The sequence below is a fragment of the Pseudomonas lactucae genome (genome assembly GCF_036688725.1).
GTDB lineage: Bacteria > Pseudomonadota > Gammaproteobacteria > Pseudomonadales > Pseudomonadaceae > Aquipseudomonas > Aquipseudomonas lactucae.
In genome coordinates this window covers 84,841-106,955 of sequence record NZ_JAQQPT010000020.1, presented here as the reverse complement: position 1 = coordinate 106,955, position 22,115 = coordinate 84,841, and the positions used below count along the sequence as shown (strand labels likewise).

19 protein-coding genes are annotated in these 22,115 nt (G+C 59.3%); 6 read left to right on the top strand and 13 right to left on the bottom strand.

All coding sequences use genetic code 11. The features are described 5' to 3' along the window. Positions 1 to 56: 56 nt before the first annotated feature. The 6 genes from odhB to sdhC all read right to left on the bottom strand — a co-directional run bounded on the left by odhB (position 57) and on the right by sdhC (position 7,646). Positions 57 to 1,280, bottom strand: a complete 1,224-nt coding sequence (gene odhB, locus V6M90_RS22370) for a 2-oxoglutarate dehydrogenase complex dihydrolipoyllysine-residue succinyltransferase (RefSeq protein WP_141063717.1) — start codon at positions 1,278 to 1,280, stop codon at positions 57 to 59. 44 nt (positions 1,281 to 1,324) lie between these two features. Further along, entirely contained in the window at positions 1,325 to 4,156 is a 2,832-nt protein-coding gene (locus V6M90_RS22365) for a 2-oxoglutarate dehydrogenase E1 component (RefSeq protein WP_078823810.1), read from the bottom strand. Between the two features lie 261 nt (positions 4,157 to 4,417). Further along, positions 4,418 to 5,122 (bottom strand): succinate dehydrogenase iron-sulfur subunit, encoded by a 705-nt coding sequence (locus tag V6M90_RS22360; protein WP_003172807.1) that lies wholly within the window; start codon positions 5,120 to 5,122, stop codon positions 4,418 to 4,420. A gap of 11 nt (positions 5,123 to 5,133) precedes the next feature. Next, positions 5,134 to 6,906: a succinate dehydrogenase flavoprotein subunit gene (gene sdhA, locus V6M90_RS22355; RefSeq protein WP_003172806.1), complete on the bottom strand. Its 1,773-nt coding sequence runs from the start codon at positions 6,904 to 6,906 to the stop codon at positions 5,134 to 5,136. 3 nt (positions 6,907 to 6,909) lie between these two features. Continuing rightward, on the bottom strand, positions 6,910 to 7,278 hold the full coding sequence (gene sdhD, locus V6M90_RS22350; protein ID WP_003172805.1) for a succinate dehydrogenase, hydrophobic membrane anchor protein: 369 nt from the start codon (positions 7,276 to 7,278) through the stop codon (positions 6,910 to 6,912). Further along, complete coding sequence (gene sdhC, locus V6M90_RS22345) at positions 7,272 to 7,646, bottom strand: succinate dehydrogenase, cytochrome b556 subunit (RefSeq protein WP_003172804.1); 375 nt, start codon at positions 7,644 to 7,646, stop codon at positions 7,272 to 7,274. The genes sdhD and sdhC overlap by 7 nt, the downstream gene beginning before the upstream one ends. 365 nt (positions 7,647 to 8,011) lie before the next feature. Here sdhC and gltA point away from each other — a divergent pair, with 365 nt between their 5' ends. Next, positions 8,012 to 9,301: a citrate synthase gene (gltA, locus tag V6M90_RS22340; protein ID WP_003172803.1), complete on the top strand. Its 1,290-nt coding sequence runs from the start codon at positions 8,012 to 8,014 to the stop codon at positions 9,299 to 9,301. Between the two features lie 236 nt (positions 9,302 to 9,537). On the opposite strand, the gene V6M90_RS22335 is transcribed toward gltA, so the two are convergent. The 3 genes from V6M90_RS22335 to V6M90_RS22325 all read right to left on the bottom strand — a co-directional run bounded on the left by V6M90_RS22335 (position 9,538) and on the right by V6M90_RS22325 (position 12,630). Then, positions 9,538 to 11,196 (bottom strand): cation acetate symporter, encoded by a 1,659-nt coding sequence (locus tag V6M90_RS22335; RefSeq protein ID WP_003172802.1) that lies wholly within the window; start codon positions 11,194 to 11,196, stop codon positions 9,538 to 9,540. Continuing rightward, a complete protein-coding gene (locus V6M90_RS22330; RefSeq protein WP_003172801.1) occupies positions 11,193 to 11,504 on the bottom strand; it encodes a DUF485 domain-containing protein in 312 nt (103 codons plus the stop codon). Before V6M90_RS22330 ends, V6M90_RS22335 begins: the two co-directional genes overlap by 4 nt. Before the next feature lie 274 nt (positions 11,505 to 11,778). Further along, positions 11,779 to 12,630, bottom strand: a complete 852-nt coding sequence (locus V6M90_RS22325) for a glycine betaine ABC transporter substrate-binding protein (RefSeq protein ID WP_003172800.1) — start codon at positions 12,628 to 12,630, stop codon at positions 11,779 to 11,781. A gap of 332 nt (positions 12,631 to 12,962) precedes the next feature. On the opposite strand from V6M90_RS22325, the gene V6M90_RS22320 reads away from it, so the two are divergent. Continuing rightward, a complete protein-coding gene (locus V6M90_RS22320; RefSeq protein WP_332847149.1) occupies positions 12,963 to 14,516 on the top strand; it encodes a glycoside hydrolase family 17 protein in 1,554 nt (517 codons plus the stop codon). Positions 14,517 to 14,521: 5 nt separating this feature from the next. Here V6M90_RS22320 and V6M90_RS22315 read toward each other — a convergent pair whose 3' ends face one another. Then, the gene (locus V6M90_RS22315) at positions 14,522 to 14,884 is read right to left on the bottom strand and encodes a hypothetical protein (protein WP_003172795.1); all 363 of its coding nucleotides are present in this window, start codon (positions 14,882 to 14,884) and stop codon (positions 14,522 to 14,524) included. A 235-nt stretch (positions 14,885 to 15,119) separates the two neighbouring features. Here V6M90_RS22315 and V6M90_RS22310 point away from each other — a divergent pair, with 235 nt between their 5' ends. Both V6M90_RS22310 and V6M90_RS22305 read left to right on the top strand, forming a co-directional pair. Next, the gene (locus V6M90_RS22310) at positions 15,120 to 16,418 is read left to right on the top strand and encodes a hypothetical protein (RefSeq protein WP_003172794.1); all 1,299 of its coding nucleotides are present in this window, start codon (positions 15,120 to 15,122) and stop codon (positions 16,416 to 16,418) included. Next, on the top strand, positions 16,411 to 17,199 hold the full coding sequence (locus tag V6M90_RS22305; RefSeq protein ID WP_003172793.1) for an MlaA family lipoprotein: 789 nt from the start codon (positions 16,411 to 16,413) through the stop codon (positions 17,197 to 17,199). The genes V6M90_RS22310 and V6M90_RS22305 overlap by 8 nt, the downstream gene beginning before the upstream one ends. A gap of 69 nt (positions 17,200 to 17,268) precedes the next feature. On the opposite strand, the gene V6M90_RS22300 is transcribed toward V6M90_RS22305, so the two are convergent. Beyond that, a complete protein-coding gene (locus V6M90_RS22300) occupies positions 17,269 to 17,640 on the bottom strand; it encodes a DUF805 domain-containing protein (protein ID WP_080547076.1) in 372 nt (123 codons plus the stop codon). A 136-nt stretch (positions 17,641 to 17,776) separates the two neighbouring features. Further along, positions 17,777 to 18,691 (bottom strand): DUF808 domain-containing protein, encoded by a 915-nt coding sequence (locus V6M90_RS22295; protein ID WP_141063721.1) that lies wholly within the window; start codon positions 18,689 to 18,691, stop codon positions 17,777 to 17,779. A 281-nt stretch (positions 18,692 to 18,972) separates the two neighbouring features. Here V6M90_RS22295 and V6M90_RS22290 point away from each other — a divergent pair, with 281 nt between their 5' ends. After that, complete coding sequence (locus tag V6M90_RS22290) at positions 18,973 to 19,578, top strand: TetR/AcrR family transcriptional regulator (protein ID WP_042944402.1); 606 nt, start codon at positions 18,973 to 18,975, stop codon at positions 19,576 to 19,578. A gap of 64 nt (positions 19,579 to 19,642) precedes the next feature. Here the strand turns inward: V6M90_RS22290 and V6M90_RS22285 are convergent, their stop codons facing one another. Further along, complete coding sequence (locus V6M90_RS22285) at positions 19,643 to 20,083, bottom strand: GlcG/HbpS family heme-binding protein (RefSeq protein WP_003172789.1); 441 nt, start codon at positions 20,081 to 20,083, stop codon at positions 19,643 to 19,645. A gap of 255 nt (positions 20,084 to 20,338) precedes the next feature. Here V6M90_RS22285 and gcl point away from each other — a divergent pair, with 255 nt between their 5' ends. Beyond that, the gene (gene gcl / locus V6M90_RS22280; protein WP_003172788.1) at positions 20,339 to 22,114 is read left to right on the top strand and encodes a glyoxylate carboligase; all 1,776 of its coding nucleotides are present in this window, start codon (positions 20,339 to 20,341) and stop codon (positions 22,112 to 22,114) included. Position 22,115: the final 1 nt, after the last annotated feature.

Below are 22,115 nucleotides of genomic sequence, written 5' to 3'. Positions count from 1 at the left end.
AAAAGCCAAACTGCTTTTTCCTGCAGCTTGTAACTTGGCGCTTGCAGCTGCTTCTCTTAAATATCCAGGAGCAAGCGAGCCGGGTCTTCCAGCAGGTTCTTGATGGTCACCAGGAAAGTCACGGCTTCTTTACCATCGATCAGGCGGTGATCGTAAGACAGTGCCAGGTACATCATCGGGCGGATCACGACTTGGCCATTGATGGCCATCGGACGCTGGATGATGTTGTGCATGCCCAGGATCGCGGCTTGTGGCGGGTTGACGATCGGCGTCGACATCATCGAACCGAAGGTACCACCGTTGGTGATGGTGAAGGTACCACCGGTCATCTCGTCGATGGTCAGCTTGCCATCACGGGCTTTCTTGCCGAAGTTGGCGATGCCGCCTTCGATTTCAGCCAGGCTCATCAATTCGGCGTTACGCAGAACCGGAACCACCAGGCCACGGTCGCTGGACACGGCAACGCCGATATCTGCATAGCCATGGTAAACGATGTCGCCGCCGTCGATGGAAGCATTGACCGCCGGGAAGCGTTTCAGCGCCTCGGTGGCCGCTTTCACGAAGAACGACATGAAGCCCAGGCGCACGCCGTTGTGGGACTTCTCGAACAGATCCTTGTACTTCGAACGCAGGGCCATGACTTCGGTCATGTCGACTTCGTTGAACGTCGTCAGCATCGCCATGTTCGACTGCGCTTCTACCAGGCGCTTGGCCACGGTGGCACGGACACGGGTCATCGGTACGCGCTTCTCGGTACGGTCGCCGGCAGCGAACACAGGCGCGGCGGCAGCCGGTGCGGCAGCCTTGGCAGGTGCGGCAGCGGGCGCGTTCTTCTTGGCTTCGACAGCGGCAACCACGTCTTCCTTGGTCACACGGCCGTCTTTGCCGGTGCCTTTGATGGAAGCCAGGTTGATGCCGTTTTCTTCAGCCAGCTGACGCGCAGCCGGTGCGGCGATTGGATCTTCACCGCCAGCGGCCGGAGCGGCAGCCGGAGCCGAAGCAGCAGCCGGCGCAGCGGCGGCGGCAGGCGCTGCAGCAGCGCTGCCCTCTTCGATCGAACCCAGTACCTGGTTCGACAGAACGGTAGCGCCTTCTTCGGCAACGATTGCGCCCAGCACGCCGTCAGCTTCGGCCAACACTTCCAGAACGACTTTATCGGTCTCGATGTCGACGATCAGGTCGTCACGCTTGACGGCCTCACCTGGTTTCTTGTGCCAGGTGGCAACGGTGCCATCGGCAACCGATTCCGGGAATGACGGGGCTTTGATTTCGATAGCCATTATCTGTGGGTCCTTAAAATTCGGTTTCAGTCAGCGCGAAGGCGTTAAACAGTGAAAGCATCTTGCAGCAGTTTTTCCTGCTGCTCGGCGTGCATCGACGCATAACCACACGCAGGTGCAGCAGAGGCATCACGACCGGCGTACTCAAGGCTCAGGGCCTTGTTGTGGTTGCCGATACTGCGACGCAAATGATGCTGGCTGCTGTACCAGGCGCCCTGGTTCATCGGTTCTTCCTGGCACCACACCGCGTTCGTGAGGTTGGTGTAAGGCGCGATGATCTCCATGAGGTCATCTTCCGGGAACGGGTAAAGCTGCTCGATACGCACGATGGCGATGTCTTCGCGGCCTTCGGCACGGCGTTTTTCCAGCAGATCGTAGTAGACCTTGCCGCTGCACAGGATCAGGCGAGTGACCTTGGCCGCGTCCAGTGTGTCGATTTCCGGAATAACGGTCTGGAACGAACCTTCGGCCAGATCTTCCAGGGTCGAGATGGCCAACTTGTGACGCAGCAGCGACTTCGGTGTCAGCACGACCAGCGGCTTGCGCAGCGGGCGGATCACCTGGCGACGCAGCAAGTGGTAGATCTGGGCCGGGGTCGTCGGCACGCACACCTGGATGTTGTGCTCGGCGCACAGCTGCAGGTAACGCTCCAGACGGGCCGAGGAGTGCTCAGGGCCCTGACCTTCATAACCGTGTGGCAGCAACATGGTCAGACCGCACAGACGGCCCCACTTGTGCTCGCCGCTGGTGATGAACTGGTCGATAACCACCTGGGCACCGTTGGCGAAGTCGCCGAACTGGGCTTCCCAGATCACCAGCGCGTTAGGCGTGGTGGTGGAGTAGCCGTATTCGAACGCCAGTACGGCTTCTTCGGACAGGAACGAATCGTACAGGTCGAAACGTGGCTGGCCTTCGTACAGGTTCTGCAACGGGATGTAGGTGCCCGCGTCTTTCTGGTTGTGCAGCACGGCATGACGGTGCGAGAACGTACCGCGGCCGATGTCCTGGCCAGTCATGCGGATCGGGTGACCTTCGAACGCCAGGGTCGCGTACGCCATGGTTTCGGCGTAACCCCAGTTGATCGGCAGGCCGCCGGCTTGCATCTTCTGACGGTCTTCGTAGATCTTCGCAACCTGGCGCTGCACCACGAAGCCTTCTGGAATTTCCAGCAGCTTGGCGGACAGTTCCTGCAGGGTCTTGAGGTCGAACGAAGTGTCGTGACGCGCCGTCCAGGTGTGACCCAGGTACGGACGCCAGTCCACGAACAGTTCTTTGTTCGGCTCTTTGACCAGGCTTTTTACTACATGCAGGCCATTGTCCAGCGCGTTGCGGTATTCATCGATTTTCGCCTGAACCCGCGCGTCATCCAGGATACCGGCCTTGGTCAGGCTTTCGGCGTACAGCTCACGGGTGGTGCGCTGCTTGGTGATCTGCTGGTACATCAACGGCTGGGTGCCGCTTGGTTCATCCGCTTCGTTGTGACCGCGACGGCGGTAGCAAACCAGATCGATCACCACGTCACGCTTGAACTGCATGCGGTAGTCGACAGCCAGTTGGGTCACGAACAGCACGGCTTCCGGGTCATCACCATTCACATGCAGGATCGGCGCCTGGATCATCTTGGCAACGTCGGTGGCGTACTCGGTGGAGCGCGCATCCAGCGGGTTGCTGATGGTGAAGCCAACCTGGTTGTTGATTACGATGTGAACGGTACCGCCGGTCTTGAAGCCGCGGGTCTGCGACATCTGGAAGGTTTCCAGGACCACGCCTTGACCGGCGAATGCCGCGTCGCCGTGGATGGAAATCGGCAGGACCTTTTCACCGCTGGTGTCGTTACGACGGTCCTGGCGCGCACGGACCGAACCCTCGACCACTGGGGAAACGATTTCCAGGTGGGAGGGGTTGAAGGCCATGGCCAGGTGAACTTCACCGCCTGTGGTCATGACGTTGGACGAGAAGCCCTGGTGGTATTTAACGTCACCGGAACCCAGCTCTACCTTCTTCTTGCCTTCGAACTCGTCGAACAGCTCACGCGGGTTCTTGCCGAAGGTGTTGACCAACACGTTCAGGCGACCACGGTGGGCCATGCCGATCACGATTTCCTTGGTGCCGTAGGAACCGGAACGCTGGATCAGCTCGTCGAGCATCGGGATCAGGCTTTCGCCGCCTTCCAGGCCGAAACGCTTGGTGCCCGGGTATTTGGTACCCAGGTATTTTTCCAGGCCTTCGGCTGCGGTGACGCGCTCCAGCAGGTGGCTGCGCACATCGGCGGACAGCACCGGACGGCCACGCACGCCTTCCAGGCGATGCTGGAACCAATGGCGTTGCTCGGAATCGGTGATATGCGTGAATTCAGCGCCGATGGTGCGGCAATATGTCTGCTGCAACGCTTCGTGAATTTCGCGTAGGCTCGCTTCCTCTTTGCCGATGAACAGGTCGCCGGCACGGAAGGTCGTATCAAGATCGGCATTGGTCAAGCCGTAATGATTGATCGACAGGTCAGCCGGTGCAGGACGCTGCCAGAGCCCCAGCGGGTCAAGCTGGGCCGCCTGGTGGCCACGCATCCGGTAGGCCTGGATCAGTCGCAGTACTTCAACTTGCTTCTTCTCGTGCTCACTGCTCACGCTGCCGGCGGAAACCGGTTGGGCGCGGCGCTGGTTCTTTGCCAGCAGCACGAAATGATCGCGAATCGCAGCATGCGATACATCGGTGGCAGCGTTGCCGTCTGAAGACAACGTCTGAAATTTGGTGCGCCATTCTTCTGGCACAGCGTTAGGGTCGTGCAGGTAGAGCTCATAAAGCTCTTCCACATAGGCAGCGTTACCACCTGAAAGATAGCCGCTGTTCCACATGCGCTGCATCACGCTTTCTTGCATGCTTGGTCACCCTCGATTTGGGGACACCACCGGCGAAAACACCGAGTTTGCTTGCAAAAGGCCAAGTGCAGCGACCAAAACAAGCCACTTAGGATCACGCTGATAGTTCGGGTACCAACCCGAATGCCCCTGCTTGTCTCATTTCTTCAAAATAAGAGCCGCGGCTTTGTAAGTCGCTGCTCAAGTTAAAACTACGGCGCCGGTTGAAGCCTGCGCCGCAGCATTTACGGGCACAACGGTCCTGCTTTATTACAACGTCTGTTACACGCCGCTTTGCAGCAGCATGTTACGGATGTGACCAATGGCCTTAGTCGGGTTCAGGCCTTTGGGACATACGTTGACGCAGTTCATGATCCCGCGGCAGCGGAATACGCTGAACGGGTCATCCAGCGAAGCCAGTCGCTCGGACGTCTTGGTGTCACGGCTGTCTGCCAGGAAGCGGTACGCTTGCAGCAGGGCAGCCGGGCCCAGGAACTTGTCCGGGTTCCACCAGAAGGACGGGCAGGAGGTCGAGCAGCAAGCGCACAGGATGCACTCGTACAGACCGTCGAGCTTTTCGCGCTCTTCCGGGGACTGCAGACGTTCGATGGCCGGAGCCGGCGTGTCGTTCTGCAGGAACGGCTTAACTTTCTCGTATTGCTTGTAGAAGATGCTCATATCGACGACCAGGTCACGGATAACCGGCAAACCTGGCAGAGGACGAACGATCAGCTTGTTGCCTTTGACCACGGCCGACAGCGGTGTGATGCACGCCAGGCCGTTTTTGCCGTTGATGTTCATGCCGTCGGAACCGCACACACCTTCACGGCAAGAGCGACGATAGGAGAAACCCTCGTCCTGCTCTTTGATCAGTGCCAATACATCCAGCACCATCAGGTCTTTACCGCCGGTATCGACCTGGAATTCCTGCATGAACGGCGCAGCGTCCTGATCAGGGTTGTAGCGATAAACACTGACTTTCAACATGGCAGCCACCCTTAGTAAGTCCGAATTTTCGGTTCAAACGTCGGAACCGTCTTCGGCGAGAAGTTCACGGCACGCTTGGTTACGCGCTTGTCACCCGGGAAGTACAGGGTGTGGCACAACCAGTTTTCGTCGTCGCGGTCTTCATAGTCTTCACGGGCGTGGGCACCACGGGATTCTTTACGAACCTCGGCGGCGATCGCCGTCGCTTCAGCCACTTCCAACAGGTTTTGCAGCTCAAGGGCTTCGATACGAGCGGTGTTGAACGCCTGGCTCTTATCGTTGATCTTGACGTTGGCGATGCGCTTGCGCAGGTCAGCCAGTTGGGCGATACCTTTTTGCATGTATTCGCCGGTACGGAACACACCGAAGTAGTTCTGCATGCAGCTTTGCAGCTCGCGACGCAGGGTCGCCACGTCTTCACCGTCCGTGCGCTCGTTCAGAGCGTTCAGGCGTGCCAGGGCAGCTTCGATGTTGGCATCGGTGGCGTCATCGTATTCGATGCCGTCGGTCAGTGCCTTTTCCAGGTGCAGGCCGGCAGCGCGACCGAATACCACCAGGTCGAGCAGCGAGTTGCCGCCCAGGCGGTTGGCGCCGTGCACCGATACGCAGGCCACTTCGCCTACCGCGAACAGACCGTGAATGATCTCGTCCACGCCTTCGGCGTTCTGGGTGATCGCCTGGCCATGAATGTTGGTCGGCACGCCGCCCATCATATAGTGGCAAGTCGGAACAACCGGCACCGGAGCAACCACCGGGTCAACGTGGGCGAAGGTCTTGGACAGTTCGCAGATACCTGGCAGGCGGCTGTGCAGCACTTCTTCGCCCAGGTGATCGAGCTTGAGCAGTACGTGGTCGCCGTTCGGGCCACAGCCGTTACCGGCGATGATCTCTTTAACCATGGAACGGGCAACAACGTCACGGCCGGCCAAGTCTTTGGCGTTCGGCGCATAACGCTCCATGAAACGCTCGCCGTGCTTGTTGATCAGGTAACCGCCTTCACCGCGGCAACCTTCGGTGACCAGTACACCGGCGCCGGCGATGCCGGTTGGGTGGAACTGCCACATTTCGATGTCTTGCACCGGCACGCCGGCACGCAATGCCATGCCAACGCCGTCACCGGTGTTGATCAGGGCGTTGGTGGTCGATGCGTAGATACGGCCTGCACCGCCCGTCGCCAGCACGGTAGCCTTGGCGCGGATATAGGTGGTTTCACCGGTTTCGATGCAGATGGCGATCACGCCGACGAACGCACCGTCGGCATTCTTCACCAGATCCACCGCGTAGTACTCGTTCAGGAACGTGGTACCGGCCTTCAGGTTGCCCTGATACAGGGTGTGCAGCAACGCGTGACCGGTACGGTCGGACGCGGCACAGGTACGGGCAGCCTGGCCGCCTTTACCGTAATCCTTCGACTGGCCGCCGAATGGACGCTGGTAGATACGACCTTGCTCGGTACGGGAGAACGGCAGACCCATGTGGTCCAGCTCGAACACCGCAGCCGGGCCTTCCTGGCACATGTATTCGATAGCGTCCTGGTCACCGATGTAGTCGGAACCCTTGACGGTATCGTACATGTGCCAGCGCCAATCATCGTTCGGGTCGGCGGATGCGATGGCGCAGGTGATGCCACCCTGGGCCGATACGGTGTGGGAACGCGTCGGGAACACCTTGGTGATCACGGCAGTCTTGTGACCGCCCTGGGCCAGCTGCAGCGCTGCGCGCATGCCGGCACCGCCGCCACCAATAATGATGGCGTCGAAGGAAATAGTTGGAATGTTAGCCATGAATCAGATACCCCAAAGAATCTGCACACCCCAGACGAAGTAAGCGAACATCGCAACGCCGCATACCGCCTGGAAGAGGAAACGGACTGCGGTCGCGGACTTGCCGAGCGCCATTGGCGTCAGGTAGTCGGTCGCGATGGTCCACATGCCGACCCAGGCGTGAGCGCCCAGGGCTACAAGGGCCAGCAGACTGAAGATTCGCATTGCATTGTGGGAAAACAGGCCGTGCCATTGCTCATAGCCGATGCCCGGATTTGCCACGAGGTATCCGATCAGGAAAATGAAATAAGCCGCGAGAACGACCGCAGACACACGCTGTGCCATCCAGTCATAGAGGCCCGAACGCGACAGATTCGTTACGCTGGTTACCATATCCAAACTCCTGCCAGAACGATCAGCACCACGGAAATGGCGATGATGATTTTCGAGCCCAGGCGGCCGCCTTCCAGCGTCTCACCGATGCCCATGTCCATGATCAAGTGGCGCACGCCGGCTACCAGGTGATACAGCAGAGCGGACAGAAGACCCCATGCTACGAACTTGGCCAGCGGGCTGGTCAAGCATGCCTTCACCTCGGCGTAACCTTCCTCGGAACCCAGGGATTTGCTCAATGCATAAAGCATGATGCCCAAGCCCAGGAACAGGATGATGCCGGAAACACGGTGCAGGAACGACGTAACGCCGGTGATGGGGAGTTTGATGGTCCTTAGGTCTAGGTTTACAGGTCGTTGGCTATTCACGGCTTTTTTTCACACTGAAGAGCCCCTAACAATCAGGGCAAAGTTGTTGGGGAGTGCGACTGGTCAGGTAAGCACCACCCAGGGAGTGCGACCCCCAATGAAAGCAAGCCCAAAAGCCCTTGGCGGTCGGTGGCCGAGTATAGACAGTTAGGTTACTAATGACAACGCGCGCACCTCACCCTAATAGCGGATTGCGCTGGCGGGATAAAAGGCGTAAATGGCAGGCAATTTCGAGGAAAAAGTACGGTTAAAGCCTTCTGGAGCAAGACTTTAGGCAAATTGACATCTGAATTTATCTCACTATAGTGGTGCGGGCCCTGCGTGGGGGGTCTGTCTGATGATTTGAAGCATAAATAGGAGGCCACATGGCTGACAAAAAAGCGCAGTTGATCATCGAGGGCGCAGCCCCCGTCGAGCTGCCCATTTTAACCGGCACCGTTGGTCCCGATGTTATCGACGTACGGGGCCTGACGGCCACGGGCCGTTTCACTTTCGACCCAGGCTTCATGTCGACCGCCTCTTGCGAGTCGAAGATCACCTATATCGATGGCGATAATGGCATTTTGCTTCACCGGGGCTACCCGATCGAGCAACTGGCAGAAAAATCGGACTACCTGGAAACCTGCTACCTGCTGCTAAATGGCGAATTGCCGACAGCTGAGCAAAAAGCCCAGTTCGTCAGCACGGTGAAGAACCACACCATGGTTCACGAGCAGTTGAAGACGTTCTTCAACGGCTTCCGTCGCGACGCCCACCCGATGGCCGTCATGTGCGGTGTGGTTGGCGCCCTGTCGGCCTTCTATCACGACTCCCTCGACATCAATAACCCGCAGCATCGCGAAATTTCCGCGATCCGCCTGGTTGCCAAGATGCCGACCCTGGCCGCAATGGTTTACAAGTACTCCATGGGCCAACCCATGATGTACCCGCGCAACGACCTGACGTACGCGGAAAACTTCCTGCACATGATGTTCAACACGCCGTGCGAGATCAAACCGATCAGCCCGGTGCTCGCCAAGGCCATGGACCGGATCTTTATCCTCCATGCCGACCACGAGCAGAACGCCTCGACGTCCACCGTGCGCCTGGCAGGCTCTTCGGGTGCCAACCCGTTCGCCTGTATCGCCGCCGGCATCGCCGCACTGTGGGGCCCTGCCCACGGCGGTGCGAACGAAGCGGTGTTGACCATGCTCGATGAAATCGGCGATGTGTCCAACATCGACAAGTTCATTGCCAAGGCCAAGGACAAGAACGACCCGTTCAAGTTGATGGGCTTCGGTCACCGGGTCTACAAGAACCGCGACCCGCGCGCCACCGTCATGAAACAGACCTGCGACGAAGTGTTGAAGGAACTGGGCATCAAGAACGATCCGCAACTCGAACTGGCCATGCGCCTGGAAGAGATCGCCCTGACCGACCCGTACTTCATCGAACGCTCGCTGTACCCGAACGTCGACTTCTACTCGGGGATCATCCTCAAGGCGATCGGCATTCCAACCAGCATGTTCACCGTGATCTTCGCCCTGGCGCGGACCGTGGGCTGGATCTCCCACTGGAAAGAAATGCTCTCCAGCCCGTACAAGATTGGCCGCCCGCGCCAGCTGTACACCGGCTACGAGTCGCGTGACATTACCAAGCTGGAAGATCGCAAGTAAGCACTTAACTGCTTGTTTGTCATGAGAACGGCCTCCCTTAGTGGAGGCCGTTTTTGTTTGTGCCGTCTGGTCCGCTATCGGGAGCAAGTCGAACCGTCGCACCGCCCCTCCCACAGCTGACCGAGTACATCATTTGGAATGCGGTCGAGTGTGGGAGGGGCTCTCACACCCATAAACCCCAGACAAAAAAATACCCCAGCCTTTCGACCGGGGCATTTCCTTATCCAGCTACGCCCTTAGTGATTAACCGCCCCACTCGCCCCCAGGCCAGTCTGCGAACGCACAAACTGCGGGAAGTACAGCGCACGTTCTTTCTCTGCCGCCGCCGACTTGTCGGTGATGGAGAAGAACCAGATGCCGATGAACGCAATGATCATCGAGAACAGCGCCGGGTACTCGTACGGGAAGATGGCTTTTTCATGGTGCAGGATCGAGACCCAGATGGTCGGGCCAAGCACCATCAGGCCCACGGCACTGATCAGGCCCAGCCAGCCGCCGATCATCGCGCCACGGGTGGTGAGGTTTTTCCAGTACATGGAAAGCAGCAACACCGGGAAGTTACAGCTGGCGGCAATGGAGAACGCCAGGCCGACCATGAACGCGATGTTCTGGCTTTCGAACAGGATGCCCAGGCCGATGGCCAACACCGCCAGGGCGATGGTGGTGATCTTCGACACGCGAATCTCGTCCTTCTCGTTGGCCTTACCCTTCTTGATCACGCTGGCATACAGGTCATGGGACACCGCCGAGGCACCCGCCAGGGTCAAGCCGGCAACCACTGCCAGGATGGTGGCAAACGCGACCGCCGAAATGAAGCCCAGGAAGATACTGCCGCCCACGGCATTGGCCAGGTGCACCGCCGCCATGTTGTTACCGCCCAGCAAGGCACCCGCGGCATCCTTGAACGCCGGGTTGGTGCTGACCAGCAGGATCGCGCCGAAGCCGATGATAAAGGTCAGGATGTAGAAGTAGCCGATAAAGCCGGTTGCATACAGCACGCTCTTACGCGCTTCCTTGGCGTCGCTCACGGTGAAGAAGCGCATCAGGATGTGCGGCAGGCCTGCGGTACCGAACATCAGCGCCAGGCCAAGGGAGAATGCGGAAATCGGGTCTTTCACCAGGCCGCCAGGGCTCATGATCGCTTCACCTTTGGGGTGAACCTTGATCGCCTCGGAAAACAGCATGTTGAAGTCGAAGTTGACGTGCTTCATCACCATCAGCGCCATGAACGAAGCACCGGACAACAGCAGCACGGCCTTGATGATCTGCACCCAGGTGGTCGCCAGCATGCCGCCGAACAACACGTACATGCACATCAGGATACCGACCAGGATCACCGCGACGTGGTAGTCCAGACCGAAGAGCAGCTGAATCAGCTTGCCCGCGCCGACCATTTGCGCGATCAGGTAGAACGCCACCACCACCAGCGAGCCACAGGCCGACAGGCTGCGGATCTGGGTTTGCCCGAGGCGATAGGACGCCACGTCGGCAAAGGTGTACTTGCCCAGGTTACGCAGGCGTTCGGCGATCAGGAACAAAATGATCGGCCAGCCCACCAGGAAGCCGATCGAATAGATCAGGCCGTCATAGCCGGAGGTGAATACCAGCGCGGAAATCCCCAGGAAGGACGCGGCCGACATATAGTCGCCGGCAATCGCCAGGCCGTTCTGGAAACCGGTGATCTTGCCGCCGGCCGCATAGTAGTCGGCCGCCGATTTGTTGCGTTTGGAAGCCCAGTAGGTGATGCACAGGGTGGCGCCGACGAATGCGACGAACATCACGATGGCCGAGACGTTCAACGGTTGCTTGTGCACTTCACCGGTCAATGCGTCCGCCGCCCAGAGGGCAGGAGCAAAAAGCGAAGCGCCGAATACTGCCAGTAGACGACGAATCATTGCGCAGCCTCCTTGAGAATCGCATTGTTCAGGTCGTCAAACTCGCCATTGGCGCGACGCACGTAGATGCCGGTCAACACGAAGGCGGACACAATCAACCCGACGCCCAGGGGAATACCCCAGGTAATCGACGAACCGGGGCTGATCTTGGCCCCCAGTATTTGTGGCCCGTAGGCGATCAACAGGATGAAAGCGGAGTAAAGCCCTAGCATGATCGCCGAGAGAATCCAGGCGAATCGTTCCCTTTTTCTCACCAGCTCCTTGAAACGCGGGCTGTTTTGAATCGAGAGGTAAATGCTGTCGTTCATTGTTTTTATCCTCGCAGCACAGCTTTTTATTATTGGAACATAGCCACTGTATGCGGCTCTGGAACAGGTTCCAGACGACCTTAGTAGTAGATCGAGTGTAGCGAGGGTTTGTGAGGGCGAAGAAACATTTGCGGGGGGTGAAATTAATGTGGGAGGGGGCTTGCTCCCGATATAGGTGGCTCAGTCAAAATATCTGTGACTGACACACCGCTATCGGGAGCAAGTCGAATCGTCGAACCGCCCCTCCCACAAGGTATTGCATCAAGGTAGTGGATTACTTAGCGGTCCACTCGGCTACGCGCTCAGGATGCTTGGCGACCCAATCCTTGGCCGCTGCATCAGGCTTGGCGCCCTCCTGGATGGCGAGCATGACTTCGCCGATTTCATCCTTGGAAGCCCACTGGAACTTCTTCAGGAAAGCCGCGACTTCCGGCGCTTTGGCCTCCAGGCCCTTGCTGCCGATGCTGTTGACGGTTTCAGCCGCGCCGTAGATCCCTTTTGGATCATCCAGGAAGCGCAGTTTCCACTTGGCGAACATCCAGTGCGGCACCCAACCGGTGACGGCAATGGATTCCTGCTTGTCTTCGGCACGCGTCAGTTCGGCGATCATTGCCGCACCCGAACTGGCCTGCAGCTTGTAATCGAGGCCGTATTGCTTGATCGCTTCGTCGGTCTTGAGCATCACGCCCGAGCCGGCGTCGATCCCGACGATTTTGTTCTTGAAGGTGGTGTCGGTTTTGAGGTCTTCAATGGACTTGGCCTTGACGTACTCCGGCACGATCAGACCAATCTTGGCGTCCTTGAAGTTGGGGCCGTAGTCGACCACCTTGTCCTTGTTCTTGGTCCAGTATTCGCCGTGGGTCACCGGCAGCCAGGCCGAGAGCATGGCGTCGAGTTTGCCGGTGGCCACGCCCTGCCACATGATCCCGGTGGCGACCGCTTGCAGTTTCACGTCATAACCAAGCTTCTGTTTGATCACCTCCGCTGCCACGTGAGTGGTGGCAACGCTGTCCGACCAGCCATCCACGTAGCCGATGCTCAGGGTTTTGCTGTCGGCGCTGGCCAGTGTGGAGCTCATCGCAACTACCAGAGTGGCAGCTGCGCCCAAGAGTCGTCGCATCTTCATCGTACTTCCCCGAAAGTGCTGCGCCCGACGGATGCCGAGCGACGTCAACCTGTTGTTATGTGGTGCACCGCGCCCCCTTCACGCGCATCGATCCGGTGGTTGCAGTATCAGTGGAGTGCTGACAGCTTGATCATCAACCTGCCGGGTTCATCGACCTGCTCTGTCAGCGACCTCAGCTAAGCAAGAAACGACATCACATCGCCAGTAGGACGTTTTGTAGGAAATAGCGTCAAAATCCCGCCCGAAGTTTGCATGTCAAAATTATGCAGCCCCACTGGCATCAGTCAAATCCGGGTAAGATGCGCGCCTTTGCGCCAACAGATAAGCCGACCATGCCTGCGACTGCCCGCTTCCCCGCCCTGCCCTATTGCTTCGCCTTGATCCTTTGCCTGCTGGCCCTCGCCGGCTACTGGTATACCCTCGGCCGGCCGGTGGTGCTGCCGGATGTGGCCAGCGCCAGCCATAAGCTGCAGTGCGCGTCCTACACACCGTTCGACAAGGACCAATCGCCCTTCGACCAGCCCTTCACCCTGCGCCCCGCGCGCATGGACGCCGACCTGGCCCTGTTGGCCACCCGTTTTGAGTGTATCCGCACCTATTCCATGACCGGCCTCGAAGCGCTGCCGGACATGGCGCGCAAGCATGGCTTGAAGTTGATGGCCGGCGCCTGGGTCAGCAGTGACCCGGTGGCCACCGCAAAAGAAATCGATGAAGTGATCGCGGCCGCCAACGCCAACCCCGATGTGGTGACCTCAGTGATCGTCGGCAACGAAGCGCTGCTGCGCAAGGAAGTGACCGCCGCACAACTGATCAAACTGATCCATACAGTCAAAAGCCAGATCAAGCAGCCGGTCACCTACGCCGATGTGTGGGAGTTCTGGCTAAAACACCCGGAAATCGCCCCGGCGGTGGATTTCCTGACCATTCACCTGCTGCCGTACTGGGAAGATGAACCGACCGGCATCGACCAGGCCCTCAAACACGTGGGTGAGGTGCGCCAGACCTTCGGCAACACATTTGCGCCCAAGGATGTACTGATCGGCGAGACCGGCTGGCCCAGCGAAGGTCGCCAACGCGAAACCGCAGTGCCAAGCCGGGTCAACGAAGCCCGGTTCATGCGCGGCTTCGTCGCCATGGCCGAGGCCAATGGCTGGCGCTACAACCTGATAGAAGCCTTCGATCAGCCGTGGAAGCGCGCCAGCGAAGGGGCCGTGGGCGGTTATTGGGGCCTGTTCGACGCGGACCGCCAGGACAAGGGCGTCCTCGCCGGGCCGGTGACCAACGTGCCGTACTGGCCGCTGTGGCTGGGCGCAGGCGGCCTCCTTCTACTGGCGACGCTGGTGCTGGGGGGCCGTGTGGGCAGCACGCGCAACGCGCTCGCGCTCCCGCTGCTGGGCGCCGTCGCCGCGTGCTCCATCGGCACCTGGGCTGAACTCACCCGCGTCACCGCGCGCTTTAATGATGAATGGGTATGGGCCGGCCTGCTGCTGGGGCTGAACCTGCTGGTGCTGGCTCACGCGGCATTGGCCTTGAGCGCTCGGCAAGGATGGCGCGAGCGAGCCTTCAACTGGCTGGAACAGCGGGCGGGCTGGCTGGTGGCGGTCGCAGGGTTCGCTGGCGCGGTGATGATGTTGGCGTTAGTATTCGATCCGCGCTATCGCAGCTTCCCGAGCGCGGCGCTGGTGCTGCCGGCCCTGGTGTATCTGGTGCGTCCGGTGACCGGGCCGCGTCGGGAGATAGCGCTGCTGACCTTCATCATCGGTGCCGGCATTGCGCCGCAGTTGTACCGGGAAGGTCTGTTGAATCAGCAGGCATGGGGGTGGGCGGTAGTCAGCCTGCTTATGGCGTTAGCCCTGTGGCGTTGCCTGCGGGTGCGCAAGGCTTAAGAGCGCTATCGGGGTTGTCTGACCAACCGCAACCCCGCAATCACCACCGCAAACACCGCAAATGTGGTGTTGTACAACGCCAGGGCCGGCAGCCCGAACACCAGCCCCAACACCGCCAACCCCCACCCCGCGCGACCCGGCACAAAAAACGCCAGCACCGCGGTGACCAACGCCGCCCAGCCCAGCACCTTGAAGTGGATCATCAACCCCAGGTTCGAGCGCAACTGGCACTCCCAGCGGCTGGCCTCATCCGCGCAAATGCCTACCCACTGGCCATCCTCGACGAAGCCGTAACGTGCGGCATAACTGGCAGCCAGCCATAGCGGCAGGGCAATAAGCAGCAAAATCAACGGCAAGCGGCGGGACATGGAGCACTCCGATAGACAAAAACGGCGCTCAGCTTAATGCGCCGGCGGCCGTTAGCAAGGTACATACACACAATTTGTATTCACCCATGCGTGGCAAAGTGTATCGTCTCGCTACTATTACGCCGATTCCGACGGTATTTCCGAATTTTCGCACTGAGTGCTGGCACTTCGGTGATACGGCGGTGGTCATAGCCTGCGAACTTCATTCAGCACGTTTCCTCTTAGGGATTAAGTCATGCTCCGTTCCTTGCGCTGTGCTGCCTTACTGGGCAGCCTTTTTTTGAGTGCGTCAGCACTGGCGGTCGACATCGACCAAGCCAGCTATGGCTACCCTTTGACCAACCCGTTCGAAGCGACCATCGCCACCACCCCGCCTGACCTTCGGCCCAAATTGCCGACCGACGACGAGATCAACCAGTCCGACTACACCCTGACCATGCGCCCCGAGCGCGAGTTCAGCCTGCCGGACAACTTCTGGGCAGTGAAGAAACTCACCTACCGCATCGCCAAGCAAGACCGCGCCGCACCTCTGATTTTCCTGATCGCGGGCACCGGTGCGCGGTTTGACAGCAGCATCAACGAATACCTGAAAAAACTGTACTACCAGGCTGGCTACCACGTAGTGCAACTGTCGTCGCCCACCAGCTTTGACTTCATCGCCTCCGCGTCGCGCTTCGCCACCCCCGGCATCAGCCAGGAAGACGCCGAAGACATGTATCGTGTAATGCAAGCCGTGCGCGCGCAGAACGCCTCGCTGCCGGTGACCGACTTCTACCTCACCGGCTATAGCCTGGGTGCCCTGGATGCGGCATTCGTCAGCAAGCTCGACGAAACCCGCCGCAGCTTCAACTTCAAGAAAGTCTTGCTGCTGAACCCGCCGGTCAACCTCTACACCTCGATCACCAACCTCGACAAGTTGGTGCAGACCGAGGTGAAGGGCATCAACAACACCACCACCTTCTATGAGCTGGTGCTGAACAAGCTGACCCGCTACTTCCAGCAAAAGGGCTACATCGACCTCAACGACGCCCTGCTCTACGACTTCCAACAGTCCAAGCAACACCTGACCAACGAACAGATGGCCATGCTGATCGGCACCTCGTTCCGCTTCTCGGCGGCCGACATCGCCTTCACCTCGGACCTGATCAACCGCCGCGGCCTGATCATCCCGCCGAAGTACCCGATCACCGAAAGCACCAGCCTTACGCCATTCCTCAAGCGTGCGCTGCAGTGCGACTTCGACTGCTACCTCACCGAGCAGGTGATCCCGATGTGGCGCGCCCGCTCCGACGGCGGCAGCCTGCTGCAACTGGTTGACCAGGTCAGCCTGTACGCCCTCAAGGACTACCTGCACGCCAGCCCGAAAATCGCCGTCATGCACAACGCCGACGATGTCATCCTGGGCCCGGGTGACCTCGGCTTCCTGCGTAAAACCTTCGGCGATCGCCTGACCGTCTACCCGCTGGGCGGCCATTGCGGCAACCTCAATTACCGCGTCAACGCCGACGCCATGCTGGAGTTCTTCCGTGGCTAAATATCTTTTGCTGCTCGCCGCGCTGATGTGCGCAGGCGTCGCCAATGCCGACAACAGCAAGGCCCACGAGCCGGTGACGATCGATGCCGATGGCTTCAAGGAGCCGTTGACCAAGCTCAAGTTCAACCCGGGCCTGGACCAGCGCGAATTCGAGCGGTCGTCGCTCACCGCGCTCAACGTGTATGACCCGTTGGAGTCGTGGAACCGCCGCGTCTATCACTTCAACTACCGTTTCGACCAATGGGTGTTCCTGCCCGTAGTCAACGGCTATACCTACGTCACACCAAGCTTCCTGCGCACCGGCGTGAGCAATTTCTTCAACAACCTGGGCGATGTGCCCAACCTGTTGAACAGCCTGTTGCAACTCAAGGGGCATCGCTCCCTGGAAACCACCGGGCGCCTGCTGCTCAACACTACCGTCGGTATTGCCGGCCTGTGGGACCCGGCCACCGCCATGGGCCTGCCGCGCCAAAGCGAAGACTTCGGCCAGACCCTGGGCTTCTACGGCGTACCCGGTGGCGCCTACCTGGTGCTGCCGATCTTCGGCCCGTCAAACCTGCGCGACACCGGCGGCTTGCTGGTGGATTACACCGCGGAGTCCCAGATCAACTTCCTGAACGTCTCCGAAGTCAGCTCCAACCACCCGGAAATCTGGGCCCTGCGTGCCGTGGACAAGCGCTACCAGACCAGCTTCCGCTACGGCCAGATGAACTCGCCGTTCGAGTATGAGAAGGTGCGGTATATCTATACCGAATCGCGCAAGTTGCAGATTGCCGAGTAAACAACGCACACAAAAAAGGCCATTCGAATGAATGGCCTTTTTATTGCGGTTGAGAAAAATCAAACCCTGCTAAGCGTTTTTAACCTCACGACAAGGTAATCCATAGTTGTTCTCTCCCTTGTCGCCTTTTTTCAACAGTTGCACGGTCACCATGATAAACCCCACGACCGGTAGCGCGTACCACAGTATGTAAGCCCCCGTCGTATTCACATCATGAAGCCGACGAAATGTTACTGATAGGCGGGGAATAATCATAAGGACAGCGTAAATACCCAGCGGTATATAAAACCATTTGCTGTGGGCAACCCCTGCCCATCCTGCAACAACAATCGAACCGTACATTAGCACCACGTCAAAAAATGCGAATATCCAATACTCCCTTCTGCGGGCTCGCCCACTGAACTTGGCATAGTTTTTTATCGCTTGAAAACACCAGTTCATCCTTAACCCCTTATCGATCCATTTTTTATCGCGCCACTTCACATGAAGAAGCGCGACGCATCCTATAAATGCCTGGAAAACCGAACTGTAGGATTAATCTTAAACAGCGTTTCAAACTCTACTCGATACGAACGAATCAGCGTTTCGCCGCTCGCCATGCTTTGCCAAGTATCGATACAACCGCCAGCACGACGGCCCCGGCAATAATCCCCGCCACCGCATTGAGCACTGTAGGCATCAACCACGCCAGGCCACCGACACTCTGGCTCACCGTCTCGATCCAGTGATGCACCACCGGCACGCCATGGGTCAGGATGCCGCCACCGACCATGAACATCGCCGCCGTGCCGATCACCGACAGGCTCTTCATCATGTACGGCGCCGCCCGCAGGATGCCGCCACCAACACTGCGCGCTACCTGGCCAGGCTTTTGCGTGAGCCACAAACCCAGGTCATCCAGCTTGACGATACCGGCCACCAGCCCGTAAACGCCCGCGGTCATTACGATGGCGATACCCGACAACACGATGACCTGCTGCGTCAATTGCGCATCGGCCACGATACCCAGGGTAATGGCGATGATTTCCGCCGAGAGGATGAAATCGGTGCGGATTGCGCCTTTGATCTTGTCCTTTTCGAAGGCCACCAAATCGGTCGCCGGGTCGGCCACGGCTTCGACCAGTTGCGCATGTTCGGCCTGATCGTCTGCCTTGCTGTGCAGGAATTTATGCGCGAGTTTTTCGAACCCTTCAAAACACAGATAGGCGCCGCCGAGCATCAACAGCGGTGTGACCGCCCAGGGTGCAAAAGCACTGATCAGCAGCGCCGTCGGCACCAGGATCAGTTTATTGACGAACGAGCCCTTGGCCACCGCCCACACCACGGGAATTTCCCGCTCGGCCCGTACGCCGCTGACCTGCTGGGCGTTGAGCGCCAGGTCGTCGCCCAGCACGCCGGAGGTCTTCTTCGCGGCCATCTTTGTCATCAGGGCGACGTCATCGAGTACCGCGGCGATATCGTCGATCAACACCAACAAGCTGCTTCCTGCCATGAACCGTGCATCCATAAGGGAGAGAGGGCGCGAGCATAACGCGTCGCGGGCACATTGTTGAGACCTGCGGATAGCCGGTGCTACCATGCGCAACCGCCTGTCATGGCAAGGAAACCTCCCGTGCTCAGTTTCATAGATACGTTTCTCTTTTGGCGAGTGGCTGTTGTCGTCAGGCAAGGAGCCGCGACGACTCATCGCTCGCTATGGGGAGGAGCGGCGACGCAGAATGGCGGCAACAGACGCCGTCAAAAAGAAACAGTATCTGTGAGACTGAGCACTTTATGAGCAGCATTCGCGAGCGCAACAAAGAAAAAATCCTGCGGGCGGCCAGCGAGGAGTTTGCCGACAAGGGCTTCGCCGCGACCAAAACCAGCGACATCGCCGCCAAGGCCGGGCTGCCCAAGCCCAACGTCTATTACTACTTCAAGTCCAAGGACAACCTCTACCGCGAGGTGCTCGAGAGCATTATCGAGCCGATCCTGGCTGCCTCCACGCCGTTCAACCCGGACGGCGAACCTTCGGTGGTGCTCGGCAACTACATCCGCTCGAAAATCCGCATCTCCCGCGACCTGCCGTTTGCCTCCAAGGTCTTCGCCAGCGAAATCATGCACGGCGCCCCGCACCTGAGCGCCGAGCAGGTCGAGCAACTCAACGCCCAGGCCAGGCACAATATCGATTGCATCCAGAGCTGGGTGGATCGTGGTTTGATTGCCGCCATTGACCCTCATCACCTGATGTTCAGCATCTGGGCGGCGACGCAGACCTATGCCGATTTCGACTGGCAGATCTCCGCGGTAACCGGCAAGGCCAAGCTGGATGAAGCCGATTATGAAGCGGCGGCGCAGACGATTATCCGGTTGGTGCTCAAGGGCTGTGAGCCGGACTGATACACCTAGGGGCCTGTGCCAATCGGGGGCTTGCTCCCGATGGGGCCCTGACAGTAACCGAAGATCAGGCTGACACCCCCGCATCCGCCCGCAACCCCACCCCCTCGATCGCCGTAATCGCACACTGCTCGTCAATATCCGACGTATCCCCGCTGATCCCGATAGCCCCCAGCACCACACCGCCGTGATCCCGAATCAACACCCCACCCGGCGCCGGCACCACGCTGCCCTGCCCCAGGCTGTTCAGCGCGGCGATGAATGCCGGGCGTTGCTGTGCGTCCAGCGCCAGCAAGCGCGAGCCCTTGCCCAGGGCAATCGCGCCCCAGGCCTTGCCGATGGCGATTTGCGGGCGCAGCAGACTGGCGCCGTCTTCGCGCTGCAGCGTGATCAAGTGACCGCCGCTGTCGAGCACGGCGATGGTCAGCGGTGCGGCCGCGATGGTGCGCCCGGCGTTGAGGGCCTGGCAGGCCAGTTGGGTGGCGAGTTTCAAGGTTAAAGCGCTCATGGTGCCGTCCTTCTTTTGTTATTAGGAATGCAGTGGAGGTGTGTTTGATCAGATGCCCCGCCAAACAAATAGAACACAATAAAATTAATTTTTGTATACAATATTTTCATACAAACCCAAAATACGTCGGAAAAATGCCCTCCGACGAACGCCAAGGCCCTCCAATAAAATGCATTGACCTGCGCCGCTCGCCATGAATACACTTCGACCATAAACCACTTGTATACAATTACAAAACGCAAGAGGCACCAAAACATGAGCAAAATGAGAGCAATCGAAGCCGCCGTCCTCGTCATGCGCCGTGAAGGCGTGGACACCGCCTTCGGCATCCCAGGGGCCGCGATCAATCCGCTGTACTCAGCCTTGCAGAAGGTGGGTGGCATCGATCACGTGCTTGCTCGCCACGTTGAAGGTGCCTCGCACATGGCCGAGGGTTACACCCGCACCAAGGCCGGCAACATCGGCGTGTGTATCGGCACCTCGGGCCCGGCGGGCACCGACATGGTCACCGGCTTGTACAGCGCCTCGGCCGACTCGATCCCGATCCTGTGCATCACCGGCCAAGCGCCCCGCGCTCGCCTGCACAAGGAAGACTTCCAGGCCGTGGACATCACCAGCATCGTCAAGCCGGTGACCAAGTGGGCAACCACCGTGCTCGAACCCGGCCAAGTGCCCTACGCGTTCCAGAAAGCCTTTTATGAAATGCGCTCCGGCCGCCCAGGCCCGGTGCTGATCGACCTGCCGTTCGATGTGCAGATGGCCGAGATCGAATTCGACATTGACGCCTACCAACCGCTGCCATTGGCCAAGCCGTTGGCCACCCGCGTCCAGGTAGAAAAAGCCCTGGCCCTGCTCGATGCGGCCGAACGTCCACTGCTGGTCAGCGGTGGCGGCGTGATCAATGCCGACGCCAGCGAGCTGCTGGTTGAATTTGCCGAGTTGACCGGTATTCCGGTGATCCCGACCCTGATGGGCTGGGGCACCATCCCCGACGATCACCCGCTGATGGTGGGCATGGTCGGCCTGCAGACCTCCCACCGTTATGGCAACGCGACGCTGCTCAAGTCGGACGTGGTGCTGGGCATCGGCAACCGTTGGGCCAACCGCCACACCGGTTCGGTGGAGGTGTACACCGAGGGGCGTAAATTCATTCACGTCGACATCGAACCGACGCAGATCGGCCGCGTGTTCACCCCGGACCTGGGCATCGTGTCCGACGCCGGTTCCGCGCTGACGATGTTTATCGAAGTGGCCCGCGAGTGGAAAGCCGCGGGCAAGCTCAAGGACCGCAGCGCCTGGCTGCATGACTGCCAACAGCGCAAGGCCACCCTGCACCGCAAGACGCACTTCGACAACGTACCGGTCAAGCCGCAGCGTGTGTACGAAGAGATGAACCAAGTGTTCGGCAAAGACACCTGCTACGTCAGCACCATCGGCCTGTCGCAGATTGCCGGCGCGCAATTCCTGCACGTCTATAAACCACGCCACTGGATCAACTGCGGCCAGGCTGGTCCCTTGGGCTGGACCATCCCCGCCGCGCTCGGCGTGGTCAAGGCCGACCCGAGCCGCAAGGTGGTGGCGTTGTCCGGCGACTATGACTTCCAGTTCATGATCGAAGAACTGGCCGTGGGCGCGCAGTTCAAGCTGCCGTACATCCACGTGGTGGTGAACAACTCCTACCTGGGGTTGATCCGCCAGGCCCAGCGCGGGTTTGAAATGGACTACTGCGTGCAGCTGTCTTTCGACAACCTCAACGCCCCGGAACTCAACGGTTACGGCGTAGACCACGTCGCAGTCGCCGAAGGCCTGGGCTGCAAGGCCCTGCGCGTGTTCGAACCGGGCCAGATACAGCCTGCGTTGCGCAAAGCCCAGGCAATGATCGAGGAGTTCAAGGTGCCGGTGATCGTCGAGATCATTCTGGAGCGCGTGACCAATATTTCCATGGGCACCGAGATCAACGCCGTCAACGAATTCGAAGACCTGGCCCTGGTCGGCAACGATGCGCCGACTGCCATTTCCCTGCTCGATTAAG